The sequence below is a fragment of the Lentzea sp. NBRC 102530 genome (assembly GCF_030269365.1).
GTDB lineage: Bacteria > Actinomycetota > Actinomycetes > Mycobacteriales > Pseudonocardiaceae > Lentzea.
In genome coordinates this window covers 140,072-156,409 of the sequence record NZ_BSTF01000016.1, presented here as the reverse complement: position 1 = coordinate 156,409, position 16,338 = coordinate 140,072, and the positions used below count along the sequence as shown (strand labels likewise).

The window sequence follows — 16,338 nt, the reverse complement described above, 5'->3', positions numbered from 1 at the left end:
GTCTCTCAAAGTCCTCGGTGCGGGGCGGCCGCGCTTTTGGTGTGAACAGTGTCCCGAACGTCCTGCAGCTGCAGGAGGTAAGGATTCGTCGCACGCTCGCGGCCTATGGTCGTCGTCGGGCCGTGGCCGGGCAGCACCACTGTGTCATCGGGCAAGGTCATGACCTTGTTCTGCAGAGACGACAGCATCTTGGAGTGGTCGCCACCCGGCAGGTCGGTGCGTCCGATCGATCCGGCGAAGAGCGTGTCACCCGAGATCACCAGGCGACCGCCTTCCTGCACACCGGAGCGGAACATCACCGACCCGCCGGTATGGCCCGGCGTGTGGTCGACGCTGATCTTCAGCCCGGCGAGGTCCAGGTCGGCGCCGTCGGTCAGCTCGCGGACCTCGGACGGCTCGCGCATCTCGAGGTTGCCCCCGAAGAACGCGGCCGACTCGCGGCTGATGCCCTTCAACGGGTCCGACAGCATCGCCACGTCATCCGGGTGGATGTAGGCGGGCACGTCGTTGCCGTCGCACACGGGCGTGACGGAGAAGGTGTGGTCGAAGTGCCCGTGCGTGAGCAGCACGGCGACAGGCGCGAGACGGTGCTTGCGCAAGGCCTGCTCGATCGGTTCGACCGCGTCCTGACCGGGGTCGATGATCACGCAGGGCTCGCCCTCACCGGCCGCCAGGACGAAGCAGTTCGCCTGGAGCGCCCCGGTGGGGAACCCGATCACGAGCACGAAAATGACCTCCCTGTTCAACCACAGCCTAACCACCACACAAAGCTCATATGCCCAGGCCCTAGACTCCCGAGCCGACCGCCCTATTCGCATGAGTCCCTGGGGAGGGAGCACGTGCCCACCAACGAGCAGCGACGCGCGAACGCCAAGCGCAAGCTTGAGCGTCAAATGGTCTACCGCCAGGAGCGGGCCAAGAAGCGTCGCATCATCGCCGTCGTGTCGACGGTCGTCGTTGTTGCGCTCGTCGGAGGTGGCGTGTGGTTCCTCGCGACCAATGACGTATTCGGCAATGGCGATGCCGCCGCGTCGGAGACTCCCACCCAGGAGTCGGTGGACAAGGCGGAGAACATCCCCACCGCGCTGCACCAGATTCCGAAGCGCCCGACCGCGCTTCCGGCCAACGTGAATTGTGAATACACGAAGGGCCAGGAGCCGGCGGCCAAGGAGAACACGCCGCCCGCGAACGGCGAGCAGCCCGCCACCGGCACGGTCGGCGTCACGCTCGGCACCTCGATCGGTGACCTGAAGTTCACCCTCGACAAGGCGCTCGCGCCGTGCACGGTCAACAACTTCGTGAACCTGGCGAAGCAGAAGTACTTCGACAACACGACGTGCCACCGCCTCGTGGTGACCGGCATTCAGGTCCTGCAGTGCGGCGACCCCGGCGGCAACGGCATGGGCGGTCCCGGTTACTCGTTCAAGGACGAGGTCTACCCGGAGCTCACCTACGGCCGCGGCGTGCTCGCCATGGCGAACTCGGGCCCGGACACGAACGGTTCGCAGTTCTTCATCGTCTACGGCGACGGCGCGAACCTGCAGGCGAAGTACACGATCTTCGGCACGGTCGACGAGGAGTCGCTGAAGAAGATCGACGAGGTCGCCAAGACCGGCACGATCTCGCAGGCGCCCGGCCAGGGCGACGGCAAGCCGAAGACCCCGGTCGACATCAAGTCCGCGCTGGTCGCGAACTAGGTCCCGACACCGCGTCCTCGACACGTCAGAAGGGCCCCGGAGCATCCGCTCCGGGGCCCTTCTCGTTGGTCCACCCCAGTTGCCTCGCCGGTTACGACCGTCCTGCCGGTTACGACGCGGAGGTCACGCGGTAGACGTCGTAGACGCCCTCAACGCTCCGCACGGCCTTCAGCACGTGCCCGAGGTGCTTCGGGTCACCCATCTCGAACGAGAAGCGGCTGACGGCCACCCTGTCGCGTGACGTCGTCACCGACGCCGACAGGATGTTGACCCGCTCGTCCGCCAGCACCTTCGTGACGTCCGAGAGCAGCCGGTGCCGGTCGAGCGCCTCCACCTGGATGGCGACCAGGAACACGCTGGACGCCGACGGCGCCCACTCGACGTCCAGGAGCCGTTCCGGCGACTTCAGCAGCTCGTCCGCGTTCGTGCAGTCGGTGCGGTGCACGGACACGCCACCGCCGCGCGTCACGAAGCCGAGGATGTCGTCGCCCGGTACCGGGGTGCAGCAGCGGGCGAGCTTCACCCACACGTCGCCCGCGTCCTTGACGATCACGCCCGCGTCGCCGGTGGGGCGGCGCCGGGTGACCGTGGACGGGGTGGCGCGGTCGGCCAGTTCCTCCTCGGCGTGGTCCACACCGCCGAGCTGCGCGACGAGCCGTTGCACGACGTGGCGGGCGCTGGTGTGCCCCTCGCCCACCGCCGCGTACAGCGCGCTCATGTCCGGGTAGTGCAGTTCCTTCGCCAGGGCCTGCATCGAGTCGACGCTGACCAGGCGCTGGATCGGCAGCCCGACGCGCCGGACCTCCTTGGTGATCGCGTCCTTGCCCTGCTCGATCGCCTCTTCCTTGCGCTCCTTGGCGAACCACTGCTTGATCTTCGCCTTGGCGCGCGGGGACGCGACGAAGCTCAACCAGTCGCGGGACGGGCCCGCGCCCTCCGCCTTGGAGGTGAAGATCTCGACGACCTCGCCGTTCTCGAGCTTGCGCTCGAGCGCGACCAGGCGACCGTTCACGCGGGCGCCGATGCAGCGGTGACCGACCTCGGTGTGCACGGCGTAGGCGAAGTCGACCGGCGTCGAGCCCGTCGGCAACGTCTCGACGTCACCCTTGGGGGTGAACACGAAGATCTCACGCGCGGCGAGGTCCCACCGCAGCCCTTCGAGGAACTCGCCGGGGTCCGCGGCTTCCCGCTGCCAGTCGAGGAGCTGGCGCATCCACGCCATCTCGTCGATCTCGACGGACTTGCCGTTGTGCGTGCCCTTGGTCTCCTTGTAGCGCCAGTGCGCCGCGATGCCGTACTCGGCCCGCTGGTGCATCTCGTGGGTGCGGATCTGCACCTCGAGGGGCTTGCCGTCGGGACCGATGACGGTCGTGTGCAGCGACTGGTACACGCCGAACCGGGGCTGCGCGATGTAGTCCTTGAACCGCCCCGGCATGGGCTGCCAGGCGGCGTGCACGACGCCCATCGCGGCGTAGCAGTCGCGCACCTCGTCCACGAGGATCCGGACGCCCACGAGGTCGTGGATGTCGTCGAAGTCCCGCCCGCGGACGATCATCTTCTGGTTGATCGAGTAGTAGTGCTTCGGCCTGCCCTCGACCTTCGCCACGATCCGCGCGGTCTCGAGCTGACCGTTCAGCTCGTCGACCACGGACCGCAGGTAGGTGTCACGACTCGGCGCGCGCTTCGCGACCAGGCGGACGATCTCGTCGTACTTCTTGGGCTGCAGGATCGCGAACGCGAGGTCCTCCAGCTCCCACTTGACCGTCGCCATGCCCAGCCGGTGGGCCAGCGGTGCGAGCACTTCGAGCGTTTCCCGGGCCTTGCGGGCCTGCTTCTCCGGCGGCAGGAACCGCATGGTGCGCATGTTGTGCAGCCGGTCGGCGAGCTTGATGACCAGGACCCGCGGGTCCTTCGCCATCGCGATGACCATCTTGCGGATGGTCTCGGCCTCGGCCGCTGCCCCCAGCTTGACCTTGTCGAGCTTCGTGACGCCGTCGACCAGCCGGGCGACTTCCTCACCGAAGTCTTCCTTGAGCTGGTTGAGCGAGTAGTCGGTGTCTTCCACGGTGTCGTGCAGCAGCGCGGCGACCAGCGTCGTGGTGTCCATGCCCAGCTCGGCGAGGATCGTCGCCACGGCGAGCGGGTGGGTGATGTACGGATCGCCGGACTTGCGGCGCTGCGGGCGGTGCTTCTCCTCGGCGACGTCATAAGCGTGCTGCAGAAGCGCCAGATCGGCCTTGGGATGGAGGTCACGGTGCACGGCGGCGAGAGGTTCGAGGACCTGCTTCACCGGGGCCGCACGTTGGGCGGTGATGCGCCGCGCGAGGCGGGCGCGCACGCGCCGGGTAGCCGACGGTTGAACAACCGTCGCAGCGGGTTCGGTGTCTTGACTCAACCCCACGCTCCTCGGGTCTCGCGAGTACCGAGGATAACGCGTTTACGCTGACGAAACTTCCGATGGCGCGCTGAGCGGCGCAGCTCACACGATGAACGCCCGCCGAACTTCCGCCGCACCGATCAGAGGATCTCCCGAAATCCCTCTCAGAGGCTCTCCAGGATTCTTCGCGAACTCCCTTCGTCCAACGCGATGGCGTCCAACCACTTGAAGAACTCGCGACTGTCCGCGATGGAGCCACCGTCGTGCGTGAACACGGTGCCCACGGCCACCTCTCCGCAGGCGAGTGGTGCCAGCTTCTCGAAGCTGATGAGCGTTCTCGGGGATGCCCGGATCGGGCCTGGGCCGGCGGCCAGCGGCACGATCCGCACCGCGTGCGCGGGGTGCGCCGGGAGCAGCATCCGGAGGTACTGCTCCGCCATGACCTTCTCGCCGCCCACGTGCAGCCGGAGTGCGAGTTCGTGGACGAAGAAAAGACATTCCGGACTATTCGGCCATCTCAGGGCCTCCTGTCTGTCCATCAGCCGGCGGAGGCACTTGTCGACCTCGGCCGCCGGCCCGCGGCCTGATTCGAGGAGCGCTCGCGTGTAGCCGGGGATCTGGAGGAGTGCGGGAATCGCCAGCACGTCGTAGCTGGTGATCTTCGCGGCCTGCGCCTCCGCCAGGGTGAGCGGGCGGAGATCGGCCGGGGCGATCAGCACGGCCGGGTCGAACGCGTGGCGGTAGCGGGCGCGGAAGGACTCGAAACAGCCGGTGTCGCGGCCGCACGTCATCAGGTACTGGACGAGGTCGATGTCGCTCGCGCGCGCCTTGCCCTTCTCGATGTTCGAGACCTTGCTCGGGTCCCAGCCGAGCTGCTCGGCGAAGGCGTGGCCGGTGAGCCGCGTGAACTTCTCGCGGAGGCGGCGCAGTTCGTCACCCAGGGCGCGACTGTAGGCGGTGGAGGTGGTCGCGCTCGCGCGGCCGACGACGGGCATGGGGCCTCCTGTCCGGAGGGGACGGTGGGAACGGCGTGGCGGTGCGGGAGTTGCTGGCGCGGCGGGATTTCGGCGTGCGGGCGGGGACGGGCCCGACGGGAGGGAGACGAGGCGGGAGTCCACTGTGGAGCTTCACCCGCCGGCCGCCGCGACGGATCGGGGTGACGCCGAGGCGACGGGCGACGAGGAGGCGAACGTCGGTGGACAGGAGAGGAAAGTTCGGGTCGCTCATACGTTCGACCGTACCGCAGCAAAGCGGGATAAAAGCACGTCAAACGGCACACGTTCGGGTGAACGAGCTGGACGAGCGGGCATAGGTGCCGTAGGTGCCCTTCTCTCTCGCGGCAACGCAAAACACCCACGAAAATGAGCCGCAGAAATGCGCTGAACAACGAGCCGAGAGGCATACGCGCGCGACCTGACAGACTCAGGCGTGTGAGGACTCTGCTGTGGTGCGCGGCGTTGACGTTCGTGTGGCTGGGCACGATGGCGTACCTGGCCCTCGACGACCCGGGCCACGTCGACCAGCGGTCCCTGGTCGGGTCGGCGGTCGGCTGGGTGATCGCGACCGCGCTCAGCTGGCTGGTGCTGCGCCGGGCGGTTCCGCCGAGGCCTCGGCTGTGGGAGATCGTGGTGGTGACGGCGCCCGCGTCGCTGGTGACGCTGGTGTTCGTGAGCGTGGGCGCGGCGTTCATGGCTCCGCCGCCGGTCGCCTGAGGTGCGACCTCCACCACCAGGCGGTGTTTTGGCGGTTACGCGGCTGCCATGATGGTCACTCGACGTGAGCGCGAGGTCTGGGGGGACCGCATGTCTGATTCACCGCACCCTGCCGCGGAAGTTCGCACGCGGAGCAGAGAGCAGAGCAACGGAACGCCGTTCGGTCACGCTGCCGCCGGTGCCGGCGTCTGGTTCGTGGCGCTCGTGGTCGGGATCGGCGTCTGGACGCTGCGGACCGGCGCCGCGTACGACCCGATGATCGGCGCGCTGGTCTTCGGGTTCGTGTTGTGGATCCTCACCACGGTGATCATGTGGGCACTCGCCAAGAAGGTCCGGATCAAGCCGTGGGTGCTCATCTTCCTGAGCTTGGCGATCTACTACGTGCTGGCGCAGGTGCTCATGCTGCTGGGCTTCGCCGTGGGGGTCACGTTCGCGGTTCTCGCGCAGTGACCCCCGGCGGCGTCACACGGCCAGCAGGGCGTTGACCTCTCGGCCCGCCAGGCGGGAACGGCCGCCCAGCGCGGAGATCTCCAGCACCACCGACACACCCGTCACGATGCCGCCCGCGCGCTCCACGAGCGTGCAGGCGGCCTCCGCGGTGCCACCGGTGGCGAGCACGTCGTCGACGACGACCACGCGCTGTCCCGGTTCGATGGCGCCCGCGGGCAGTTCCAGGGAGGCCTCGCCGTACTCCAGGGCGTACGCCACGGAGTCGGCGACCACCGGGAGCTTGCCCGGTTTGCGCAACGGCACCACGCCGTAGCGCCAGCCGTAACCCAGAGCAGCACCCAGCAGGAAGCCGCGCGACTCGATGGCGGCGATCAACTGGGTGCTGTCGTCGATCTTGTCCTGCAGTGCGTCGACCACGGCGCGCAGGGCGTCCGGGTCGGTGAGAACCGGCGTGAAGTCCCGGAAGACGACCCCTGGCTGGGGGAAGTCCGGGACTTCACGCATCAGTCCCAGAGCACGATCCAATTTCAACGCTGGCGCTTCCCGGTCGGACGGCGGCGCGCGTCGGCGGCCTTGGCGGTGCGGTGGGGCACCGACGCGGCGGCGGCGTACGCCTCTTCCTTGCGCAGGTCGGCGGCGAGGTTGTCCTCGTCGACCGACTCGATGCCCTCGGCGACCTGCGGGCCCGTGGCCTTGGCGCGGCGGGCCGCCACGCGCTTGGCCTGCGCGATGTACTTCGGGTCGCGCATCTTCAGGTCCACCAGCACCGGGGTGGCGATGAAGATCGAGGACAGGGCGCCGATGAACATGCCGACGAGCTGCACGAGCGCGAGGTCCTGCAGGGTGCCGACGCCCAGGATGCCGACGCCGACGACCAGCAGGCCGATGACCGGGAGGAGCGCGATCAACGAGGTGTTGATCGAGCGCATCAGGGTCTGGTTCAGCGCCAGGTTCGACGCCTCGGCGTAGGTGCGGCGAGTCAGGCCCAGCAGCCCTCGGGTGTTCTCCTTGACCTTGTCGAACACGACGACTGTGTCGTACAGCGAGAAGCCGAGGATGGTGAGCAGACCGATCACCGTCGCGGGCGTCACCTCGAAGCCGATGAGCGAGTACACACCGGCGGTGATGATGACGTCGTGGAACACGGCGACGAGCGCGCCGACGGCCATCTGCCACTCGAAGTAGAACACCAGGAAGATCGTCACCGCGACGAAGAACCAGAACAGGGCCCAGAGGGCCTTGCCGCTGATCTCACCGCCCCAGGACGCGGAGACGGCGCTGTCGGAGATCGCCGTCTGGCCGCCCTGCGGCTGGAGGTCCTGCGCGAGGCCCGTCTTCAGCGCCGAGACCTCGGCGACGTTCAGGGCCGGGGACTTGAGCTGGATCGTCGCGCTGGCGCCGGAACCGACGGCCTGCACGGCGTTCGGCTTCTTGCCGGGGACGGCCTTCGCGTAGGCGTCCTCGACGGCGGCCGGCGTGATCGTCTGACCGCTGGCCGAGATCGACGGCAGGGAGATCTTGGTGCCGCCCTCGAAGTCGATGCCGAGGTTGAAGCCCTTGAACACCATCGAGCCGATGCAGACCAGCAGGATGATGCCCGAGACGATGTACCAGCGGGTGCGCTTGCCGACGATGTCGAAGGCGCCGTTGCCCACGTAGAGCCGTGAGAACACGCTGCTCATGTCAGGCCTCCTTCACGGCGGTGGTCTTGCCGGTCGTGGTGGCGCGGTGTGCGGCACCCTCGCGGGCGGCACCGCCCAGGCCCGACAGGCTCGGGTTGGAGAGGAACTTGGACTTCGACGCCATCGCGACGAGCGGGTGCGTCACGAGGAACACGACCACGAGGTCGAGGACCGTGGACATGCCCAGGGTGAACGCGAAGCCCTTCACCTGGCCGACGGCGATGACGTACAGCACGGCGGCGGCGATGAAGCTGACCGCGTCGGCCGAGAGGATCGTGCGGCGCGAACGGACCCATGCGCGCGGCACGGCCGAACGGAACGAACGCCCCTCACGCACTTCGTCCTTCAGGCGTTCGAAGAAGACGATGAACGAGTCGGCGGTGATACCGATGGCGACGATGAAGCCCGCGATGCCGGCGAGGTCGAGCGTGAACCCGATCAGGCGGCCCAGCAGGACCAGCACGGCGTAGATGACCACACCGGACAGGACCAGCGACAGGATCGTCAGGATGCCGAGCAGGCGGTAGTAGAACAGGCAGTAGACGAAGACCAGCGCGAGGCCGATGCCGCCGGCGATCAGACCGGCCTTGAGCGACTGCAGGCCGAGAGTCGGGGAGATCGTCTGCGCCTCGGACGAGTCGAAGGACAGCGGCAGCGCGCCGTACTTCAGCGTGTTCGCGAGGTTCTGGGCTTCCTTCAGCGTGAACTTGCCGCTGATCTCGGTCGAACCGCCCTCAATGGCCGACTGGATCGTCGGCGCGGACATGACCTCGCCATCGAGCACGACCGCGACGGCCTGCTGGACGTTGGCGGCGGTGAACTTGGCCCACTTGCTGCCGCCCTCGGACTTGAAGTCCAGGTTGACGACGTAGCCGGTGCCGTTCGGGTTGTTGTTCGCCGCGGCGTTGTTGATGTCCTCACCGGTCAGGCGGGAGTAGTTGGCGAAGTCGTCCGCCTTGGTCTCGGTGTCCTCCTTGGGAGGGTTGACCGGGGCCAGGGTGTACTTGAACTCGCCCTTCTCGTCGCACGTGACGAGCGGCTTGTCGAGGTCGTCGTTGCCGCGCAGCGGGTCGGGCTGCGTGCAGTCGAGCATCAGGGCGGCCTGCTGCAGCACCTGCGGGTCCGTGGACTGGCGCAGCGCCTTGGCCTCCTGGATCTCCTTCGCGACCTTCGGGTCGACGTTGGAGGGGGCGGACGGCGTGCTGGGCGGCGTGCTCGCGTTGCTCGACGGCGGCGTGCTCGTGCCGGACGGCGGCGTGCTGGACGGCTGCGCGGCGAGCTGCGGCGCGGGGCGGCCCTGCGGGGCACCGCTCGACGGCGGGGCCTGGCCGACGCTCTGGCTCGGCGGTGCGGACGGCGGCGTGCTGGTGCCGGACGGCGGCGTGCTCGAGGACGTCTGCGTGGGGTTCGGCGCGGCGCCGGCGGGGACCGGCTGGCCGACGACCTTGCGGAACGCGAGGCGGGCGGTCTGGCCGAGGCCCTTCGCGCCTTCGCTGTCCGCGCCCGGGACCGTGATCACCAGGTTGTTGCCGTCTCGCACGACCTCGGCACCGGAGACGCCGAGCCCGTTCACGCGGACCTCGATGAGGTCGCGCGCCCGGTTGAGCGCCTCTTCACTCGGCTGCGCGCCGTCTTCCTGCCGAGCCGTCAGGGTGACGAGCGTGCCACCCTGGAGGTCGATTCCGAGCTTGGGTTTGGCCGAACCGTTCCCGGTCAGAAAGACCAGGGCGTAGAGCGCGACCACGATGAGGACAAAACTCGCCAGATACTTCGCAGGGCGAATTTGCCCGGCCGGAGGTGCCACGATCCGTCCGTCTCCTAGTAGCGATGGTTTCCGAGCGCGCAGCGTAACGCGCGCCGCGTGAGCTGCGCGTCACTACCTGGAGTTGGCGGTGTTCACAGTTGCCAACTCCAGGTGTCACGACTCTGTTGGTTACTTCTTGGCGTTGTGGTCCAAGGGCTCGGCGACCTGTGCGGTGGTCACCTGCTCCTCGTCCTCGTCGGCCTTGTCCTCGACCACTGCCTCATCGGTCTCCGCCACCTTCTCGCGGATCGCGGCACGCAGCCACCGGGTGACGACGCCCTCGGAGATCTCGATGTCGATGGTGGTGTCGTGGCTCGCGTCGGCGACGGTGCCGTACAGGCCCGACGTCGTCATCACCTTGTCGCCCACCGTGAGCGAGCTCTGCAAGGACTGCTGCTCGGCCATCGCCCGCTTCTGCTTGCGCGCGCTGAGGAACAGCGGCACCGCGAGCAGAACCAGAAGCAACGGGAACATCAAACTGCCAAGGTCCATCATTCTCCGATCAAATGGACATGCCTCGACGCACGCCCGATATGTCCAGGTGCTTTCACCGATTGTGCCAGGTCACCACAGTTGATCACCGGCGGGCGGTTCCAGTCCCAGGTGGAGCCACGCGGCGGGCGTCGCCACTCGGCCGCGTGGTGTACGGGCCAGCATGCCAGCCCGCACCAAATACGGTTCGCAGACCTCTTCGACGGTGGTGGTCTCCTCACCGACGGCGACCGCCAGGGTCGCGACGCCGACGGGACCGCCGTGGAAGCTCTTGACCAGGGCGTTCAGCACCGCGCGGTCGAGCCGGTCGAGGCCGAGTTCGTCGACGTCGTAGACGACCAGGGCCTGCCGGGCGATCTCCTGCGTGACCAGGCCGTCGGCCCTGACCTCGGCGAAGTCTCGGACGCGGCGGAGCAGGCGGTTCGCGATGCGGGGGGTGCCTCGGGACCGTCCGGCGATCTCGATGGCGGCGTCCTCGGCGATGTCGACGCCGAGGATCTTGGCGCTGCGCTTCACGATGAGGTCGAGCTCTTCGGGCGCGTAGAACTCCATGTGCCCGGTGAAGCCGAAGCGGTCCCTGAGCGGTCCGGTCAGCGCACCTGACCTGGTCGTGGCACCGACCAGGGTGAACGGCGCGATGTCGAGCGGGATGCTGGTCGCGCCGGGGCCCTTGCCGACCATCACGTCGACGCGGAAGTCCTCCATCGCGAGGTAGAGCATCTCCTCCGCCGGCCGCGCCATGCGGTGGATCTCGTCGATGAACAGCACGTCGCCCTCGACCAGGTTCGACAGCATCGAGGCGAGGTCGCCAGCGCGTTCCAGGGCGGGGCCGCTGGTGATGCGGATGGCGGCGTCGAGCTCCTTGGCGATGATCATCGCGAGACTGGTCTTGCCGAGGCCGGGAGGGCCGCTGAGCAGCACGTGGTCCGGGGCCGCGCCGCGCCGCATGGCGCCGTGCAGGACCAGCTCGAGCTGTTCGCGGACGCGCTGCTGACCGACGAACTCGTGCAGGTCGGCGGGACGCAGGCTCGTCTCGACGTCGCGTTCGGCGGGGGCGACGTACGGGCTGAGCTCGTCCTCCATCACTTGCGCCCCAGGGTGGCGAGCGCACGGCGCAGGACGGCCGGCGTGGACTGGTCGGGGTTGTCCGCGAGGACGGTGTCGACGGTGGCCTCGGCGGCCTTGGCCGGGAAGCCGAGGCCGAGCAGCGCCTCCACGACGTGGTCGCGCGTTTGGCTGTGCGCGGGCGTGGTGGGGGCGGCGAGCTGGCCGACCTTGTCGCGGAGCTCGATGATGAGGCGTTCCGCGCCCTTCTTGCCGATGCCGGGCACCTGCGTGAGCACGGTGATGTTGCCCTCGGCGAGCGCGTGGCGCAGCTTGTCGGGCTCCAGCACCGCGAGGGTCGCCAGCGCGATCCGCGGGCCGATCCCGCTCACGGTCTGGAGCAGGCCGAACAGCTCGCGGGCCTCGGCGTCGGCGAAGCCGAACAGGGTGAGGCTGTCCTCGCGCACGATCAGGGTGGTGGCGAGGGTGGCCTCCTCGCCTCGGCGCAGGCTCGCGAGGGTGGTCGGGGTGGCCTGGACGGCGAACCCGACACCGCCCACCTCGACGACGGCGTGGTCGAGGCCGACGTGCTGCACCTGGCCGCGCAGTGACGAGATCACCTGGTTCCTCCGGACTTCACGCTCACGCAGGCGTCCCCTCGCGAAGGGGACCCCTTGATTTCATTCTTCCAGCAGGCACTGACGATTTCGGCGAGCGCTGAAACGATCACGGCGCGCTCCGCCGGGCCGCTTCGGCGAGCTTCGCCCGGTGCACGCGGGCGAGTTCGGCCGCCTTGGCCTGGGCTTCTTCCAGGCGCGAACGCATCGGCGCGCGCCAGTGGTGGCAGATCGCGATCGCCAGGGCGTCCGCGGCGTCCGCCGGTTTCGGGGCGGTCTTGAGACCGAGGAGTTTGGTCACCATGGCCGTCACCTGTGCCTTGTCCGCGCGGCCCGAGCCGGTGACGGCGGCCTTCACCTCGGACGGCGTGTGGAACTCGACCGGCAGGTCGCGTTGCGCGGCGGCCAGCGCCACCACGCCGGACGCCTGCGCCACCCCCATGGCGGTGCGGACGTTGTGCTGCGCGAAGACCCGTTCGATGGCCATGACCTGAGGTTCGTAACGGTCGAGCCACACGCAGAGGCCTTCGTACAGCTCATGCAGACGCACGGACAGAGGAGCGTCAACGGGCGTGCGCAGGACGTCGACGGCGACGGCGCGCACGACCCGGCCAGGGCCGCCGTCCACCACGCCGAAGCCGCACCTGGTCAGACCGGGGTCGACCCCGAACACCCGCACAACCGGCTCCCCGCATCGCTGGACGAACAACAGTTCGAACCATATCCGGTGCACCCATAGGCGCCAGTCACCGACACGGTTCGACAAGTCCACTCCGCCGTTACTACGGTAGTCGGGTTTCGATCACGGGAGTGCACGGGTGAAGCGGTTCTGGATCATCGCCGGGTGCGTCGGCACCTTCATGGCGATCGCCATCCTCACCGCCCTCGCCGCCCCGCGCGATATCGGTATCGCAATCGACAAGGTGGTGCAGCTCGGCTTCGCCGTGGCGGCGCTGATCGCATACGCGCGCAGGCGGAACCGCTGGATGACGGCGGCGATGGCGAGCCTGAGCGTCGGCCTGTCGGCGTGGATCTGGGGCCAGCAGATCATGGGCGTGCAGCTGCCGTCGTCCACGATCGCGCCGCTCGGGTTCACGATGGTGCCGGTGCTGTGCCTGGCCGCGCTCATCGCGAAGGCGCAGCACCGCCGCGCGGACGACCTGCTGCCGAACTACCGCAGCCGCACGGTCGTCGTGCTGGACGGGCTGATCGTGATCGGGTCGCTGTTCGTGCTGACGTGGGTGTCGGCGCTGGAGTCGCTGACCCGCGCGTGGGCCACCTCGGGGCCCGGGTTCGCCACGGTGATCGCGCATCCCGCCGCGTACCTCGTGCTGCTGGTGGCGATCGTCGTGATGTCGTGGACCCATCAGGCCGTGCGCCAGTGGCCGATGCTCTTCGTCGCGCTGGCGGGCATCGCGCAGTCGTCGTCGGGCTGGGTGTTCGCGTTCTACATCTCCAAGGGCAACACGGCGATTCCGGCGACGGTGGACATCGGGTTCATGCTGTGCCCGGCGTTGTTCCTGCTGAGCGCGCTGGCCCCGGCGCGCAACCTCGACCCGACGCCCGGACGGATGCGCACGGCGGACCTGCTGCACCTGCTCGTGCCGTACCTGCCGCTCGCGATCACCGGGTTGTTCGTCATCTGGAACACCGCGACGGGCGGGCGGCTGAACCCGGTCGAGATCTACGTCGGGCTGGTGGTCATGTGTCTCGTGATCGTGCGTCAGTTGCTCACGATGATGGACAACGTACGGCTGATGGATCAGCTGCGCGTCTCTCGTGAGCAGCTGCGGCACGAGGCGACGCACGATCCGTTGACCGGTGTCGCGAACCGCTCGTTGTTCCGCGAACGGCTGGAGCGCGCGCTTTCCGTGCGTGACCGCGCCAAGCCGTTGATCCTGTTGTTCATCGACGTGGACGGCTTCAAAGCGGTCAACGACAACAACGGCCACGCGGAGGGCGACGTCGTCCTGCGCAACGTCGCCGCACGGCTGGAGAACAGCGTCCGCCCGGAAGACACCGTGGCCCGGCTCGGCGGGGACGAGTTCGGCGTGCTGGTCGACGGCGGCGACGCCGAGGAGATCGGCGCCCGCCTGCTCGACTCGCTCGGCCACCCGCACGAGGTGCGCGGACGGACCCACCGCGTGCACGCCAGCATCGGTGTGGCCCAACGGTTCTCGTACGATCCCAAGATCACCGCCGACGACGTGCTGGGAGCCGCGGACGCCGCGATGTACACGGCGAAGCGGCTCGGCAAGGGCATGGTCGTCGTGCACGGTTCACCGCTTCCGGAGATGACGTGACCCCAGAGCAGTTGATCGCCTCGCTGGACATGCAGGAGCTGCCCGTCGAGGGCGGGTACTTCGCGCAGACGCACCGCTCCGACGAGGTGTCGGCGATCGCGTACCTGTTGCGCAGCCCCGACTTCTCCGGCATGCACGTGCTGGAGCACCTGGAGATCTACCACTTCCACGCCGGCTCGCCGTTGCGGATGCTGCTGCTGCACCCGGACGGTTCGGTCACCGAGCCGGTGCTCAGCGCGTCGAACCCGCAGGTCGTGGTGCCGGCCGGCGTCTGGCAGGGCAGCACTCCGGCGGGCGACTGGTCGTTGGTCGGCACGGTGGTGGTGCCGCCGTACACCGACGACATCGTGGAGTTCGGGCACGCGGACGCGCTGTGCGAGCGTTATCCCTCACACGCCACCGTCATTCGACCCCTGTGCAGGTTCTGAATCCCTAGGATCTCGGGAATGGCGCTTGTCCCGCTCAACGGCATCGAGCTGAACGTCCAGACCGAGGGTTCCGGCGATCTCGTCGTGCTCGTGATGGGCACCGGCAGTCCAGGCCGCGTCTGGCGCACCTACCAGGTGCCCGCGCTGGTCAAAGCCGGGTACCGGGTGGCGTACTTCGACAACCGCGGCATCAGGCCGTCCTCGGAGTGCGGCGAGGGCTTCACGCTCGACGACATGGTGGCGGACACCGCGGCGGTGATCGAGCACCTGGGCGGTCCGGCGCACGTGATCGGCACGTCGCTGGGCGCGCGGATCACCCAGGAACTGGCGCTGGCACGCCCCGAGCTGGTGCGGTCGGCGGTGCTGATGGCGACCGCCGGGCGTCCCGAACCCGTGCAGCAGGCGTGGTCGCAGGCGTTGTGCGACCTGCACGACAAGGGCGTCGAGGTCCCGCTGCCGTTCTACGCGGTGGCGTCGGTGGTGCGGAACCTGTCGCAGGCGACGCTCGCGGACCCGATGGTCGCGCGCGACTGGTTGCAGATGTACGAGTTCGCGGGTTCGACGCTCGGCCCGGGCGAACGCGTCCAGCTGGCGCTCGCCGAGTACGACACGCGCCTGGACGCCTACCGCGCCATCACGACGCGGTCGCTGGTGATCGGTTTCGCGGACGACCTGGTGCTGCCCGCGCGGCTCTCGCGCGAGGTGGCGGAGGTGATCCCGGGCGCGCGGTACGCGGAGGTCGCGGACGCCGGGCACGTCGGGTACCTGGAACGGCCGGACGAGGTGAACCGGCTGCTGGTCGAGTTCCTGGGCGGCGCGTGAACCGCCGGGCCCCGCGGGCCCACGAGCACGAGCCGGCGGAGGCGAATCCGGGGTTGCACGCGTTCCTGTGCGGGTTGCGCCACGGGCAGCACCTGTCCGGCACGGTCACGCTCAGTTCGCCGTGACGAACGCGTAGGTCCCGCCCACGGCGAGGAGCACGGTCGAATCGGTCCTCCCTCAGCGGTGTGCCGCCTGACCGGTCGGCCTCAGCAGGATCTCGTTCACGTCCACTGTGGACGGTTGGGACACGGCGTAGAGCACCGCCCTGCCCACGTCTTCCGGCTCGAGCTTCGGGTCGTTCGCGCGCGAGGCCGGGATGCCCTCGGTGTCGACGAGACCGGGCTGGACCACCGTGACGCGGACGCCGGTGCCCACGGCCTCGGCGCGGATCGCCTGTGCCAGACCGGTGATCGCCCACTTGGTCGCCGAGTACAGGTTGCCGGGGCGGACCCCCCTGCCCGCGGCGGAGCCCGTCAGGACGAGGTGGCCGCCGGACCGCATCAGCGCGGGCATCGCGGCGCGGGCGGTGAAGGCGGGGCCGCAGACGTTCGTGACGACCATGTCCGTCCATTCGGAAGGCTCGGCACCGGCCGAAGAGACGAACGAGGTGTCCACCGAGACCCCGGCGTTCGCGAACACGACGTCGATCCGTCCCCACCGCGATTCCACTCGGGACATGAGATCCTGCACGGAATCCCAAGAAGAGACGTCGCATCGCGCGTCCCAGCCGCGATCTCCGACAGATTCTTCGGCACTGCGGGAGGCCCTGACGACGCGATACCCCGCCTGAGCTGCGAGAACGGCGGTAGCCGCCCCGATGCCGCGGGAGGCGCCGGTCACCACGAAGACGTGTTCCATGATCGGCAACCCTAGTCAGGGAAACGTCAGTGCCGCCTGTTTTGATTGCGCC

17 protein-coding genes are annotated in these 16,338 nt (G+C 68.7%); 6 read left to right on the top strand and 11 right to left on the bottom strand.

The genetic code is table 11. The annotated features are described in order from the left end of the window. Positions 1–5: 5 nt before the first annotated feature. Positions 6–725: an MBL fold metallo-hydrolase gene (locus QSK25_RS35000; RefSeq protein ID WP_285644710.1), complete on the bottom strand. Its 720-nt coding sequence runs from the start codon at positions 723–725 to the stop codon at positions 6–8. Positions 726–839: 114 nt separating this feature from the next. Between QSK25_RS35000 and QSK25_RS34995 the strand changes: the two genes are divergently transcribed. Further along, complete coding sequence (locus QSK25_RS34995) at positions 840–1,697, top strand: peptidylprolyl isomerase (RefSeq protein WP_285644708.1); 858 nt, start codon at positions 840–842, stop codon at positions 1,695–1,697. Positions 1,698–1,806: 109 nt separating this feature from the next. Here QSK25_RS34995 and QSK25_RS34990 read toward each other — a convergent pair whose 3' ends face one another. After that, the gene (locus tag QSK25_RS34990) at positions 1,807–4,092 is read right to left on the bottom strand and encodes a RelA/SpoT family protein (protein WP_502881922.1); all 2,286 of its coding nucleotides are present in this window, start codon (positions 4,090–4,092) and stop codon (positions 1,807–1,809) included. A 146-nt stretch (positions 4,093–4,238) separates the two neighbouring features. Then, entirely contained in the window at positions 4,239–5,069 is an 831-nt protein-coding gene (locus QSK25_RS34985) for a helix-turn-helix domain-containing protein (protein WP_285644703.1), read from the bottom strand. Between the two features lie 435 nt (positions 5,070–5,504). Between QSK25_RS34985 and QSK25_RS34980 the strand changes: the two genes are divergently transcribed. Continuing rightward, positions 5,505–5,786: a hypothetical protein gene (locus tag QSK25_RS34980; protein WP_285644702.1), complete on the top strand. Its 282-nt coding sequence runs from the start codon at positions 5,505–5,507 to the stop codon at positions 5,784–5,786. A gap of 195 nt (positions 5,787–5,981) precedes the next feature. After that, positions 5,982–6,236, top strand: coding sequence for a hypothetical protein (locus QSK25_RS34975; protein WP_285644701.1), 255 nt, complete (start codon positions 5,982–5,984; stop codon positions 6,234–6,236). Positions 6,237–6,248: 12 nt separating this feature from the next. On the opposite strand, the gene QSK25_RS34970 is transcribed toward QSK25_RS34975, so the two are convergent. From QSK25_RS34970 to ruvC, 7 genes are all read right to left on the bottom strand, one after another. Further along, a complete protein-coding gene (locus QSK25_RS34970) occupies positions 6,249–6,767 on the bottom strand; it encodes an adenine phosphoribosyltransferase (protein ID WP_285644700.1) in 519 nt (172 codons plus the stop codon). Continuing rightward, complete coding sequence (secF, locus tag QSK25_RS34965; protein ID WP_285644698.1) at positions 6,764–7,918, bottom strand: protein translocase subunit SecF; 1,155 nt, start codon at positions 7,916–7,918, stop codon at positions 6,764–6,766. The genes QSK25_RS34970 and secF overlap by 4 nt, the downstream gene beginning before the upstream one ends. 1 nt (position 7,919) lies before the next feature. Then, positions 7,920–9,722, bottom strand: a complete 1,803-nt coding sequence (secD, locus tag QSK25_RS34960; RefSeq protein WP_285644696.1) for a protein translocase subunit SecD — start codon at positions 9,720–9,722, stop codon at positions 7,920–7,922. Positions 9,723–9,851: 129 nt separating this feature from the next. Then, the gene (gene yajC, locus QSK25_RS34955) at positions 9,852–10,196 is read right to left on the bottom strand and encodes a preprotein translocase subunit YajC (protein ID WP_285644694.1); all 345 of its coding nucleotides are present in this window, start codon (positions 10,194–10,196) and stop codon (positions 9,852–9,854) included. 90 nt (positions 10,197–10,286) lie between these two features. Further along, positions 10,287–11,297 carry a Holliday junction branch migration DNA helicase RuvB gene (gene ruvB, locus QSK25_RS34950; RefSeq protein ID WP_285644692.1) on the bottom strand — a complete coding sequence of 337 codons (1,011 nt, stop codon included), beginning with the start codon at positions 11,295–11,297 and terminating at the stop codon, positions 10,287–10,289. Beyond that, positions 11,297–11,878: a Holliday junction branch migration protein RuvA gene (ruvA, locus tag QSK25_RS34945; RefSeq protein WP_285644691.1), complete on the bottom strand. Its 582-nt coding sequence runs from the start codon at positions 11,876–11,878 to the stop codon at positions 11,297–11,299. Before ruvA ends, ruvB begins: the two co-directional genes overlap by 1 nt. Before the next feature lie 106 nt (positions 11,879–11,984). Next, positions 11,985–12,554: a crossover junction endodeoxyribonuclease RuvC gene (gene ruvC / locus QSK25_RS34940; protein ID WP_285644689.1), complete on the bottom strand. Its 570-nt coding sequence runs from the start codon at positions 12,552–12,554 to the stop codon at positions 11,985–11,987. Between the two features lie 139 nt (positions 12,555–12,693). Here ruvC and QSK25_RS34935 point away from each other — a divergent pair, with 139 nt between their 5' ends. The 3 genes from QSK25_RS34935 to QSK25_RS34925 are packed head-to-tail and all read left to right on the top strand — an operon-like array spanning position 12,694 to position 15,428. Beyond that, a complete protein-coding gene (locus QSK25_RS34935) occupies positions 12,694–14,178 on the top strand; it encodes a GGDEF domain-containing protein (RefSeq protein ID WP_285644687.1) in 1,485 nt (494 codons plus the stop codon). After that, positions 14,175–14,606 (top strand): cupin domain-containing protein, encoded by a 432-nt coding sequence (locus QSK25_RS34930; protein WP_285644685.1) that lies wholly within the window; start codon positions 14,175–14,177, stop codon positions 14,604–14,606. The genes QSK25_RS34935 and QSK25_RS34930 overlap by 4 nt, the downstream gene beginning before the upstream one ends. Before the next feature lie 18 nt (positions 14,607–14,624). Then, the gene (locus QSK25_RS34925; protein WP_285644684.1) at positions 14,625–15,428 is read left to right on the top strand and encodes an alpha/beta fold hydrolase; all 804 of its coding nucleotides are present in this window, start codon (positions 14,625–14,627) and stop codon (positions 15,426–15,428) included. 177 nt (positions 15,429–15,605) lie between these two features. Here the strand turns inward: QSK25_RS34925 and QSK25_RS34920 are convergent, their stop codons facing one another. Beyond that, positions 15,606–16,289, bottom strand: a complete 684-nt coding sequence (locus tag QSK25_RS34920) for an SDR family oxidoreductase (RefSeq protein WP_285644788.1) — start codon at positions 16,287–16,289, stop codon at positions 15,606–15,608. Positions 16,290–16,338 lie beyond the last annotated feature (49 nt).

Coding starts and splice junctions, on each gene's coding strand:
- QSK25_RS34985 (WP_285644703.1), bottom strand. CDS start 5,069: ATGCCCGTCGTCGGCCGCGCGAGCGCGACCACCTCCACCGCCTACAGT.
- yajC (WP_285644694.1), bottom strand. CDS start 10,196: ATGTTCCCGTTGCTTCTGGTTCTGCTCGCGGTGCCGCTGTTCCTCAGC.
- ruvB (WP_285644692.1), bottom strand. CDS start 11,297: ATGGAGGACGAGCTCAGCCCGTACGTCGCCCCCGCCGAACGCGACGTC.
- secF (WP_285644698.1), bottom strand. CDS start 7,918: ATGAGCAGCGTGTTCTCACGGCTCTACGTGGGCAACGGCGCCTTCGAC.
- QSK25_RS34925 (WP_285644684.1), top strand. CDS start 14,625: ATGGCGCTTGTCCCGCTCAACGGCATCGAGCTGAACGTCCAGACCGAG.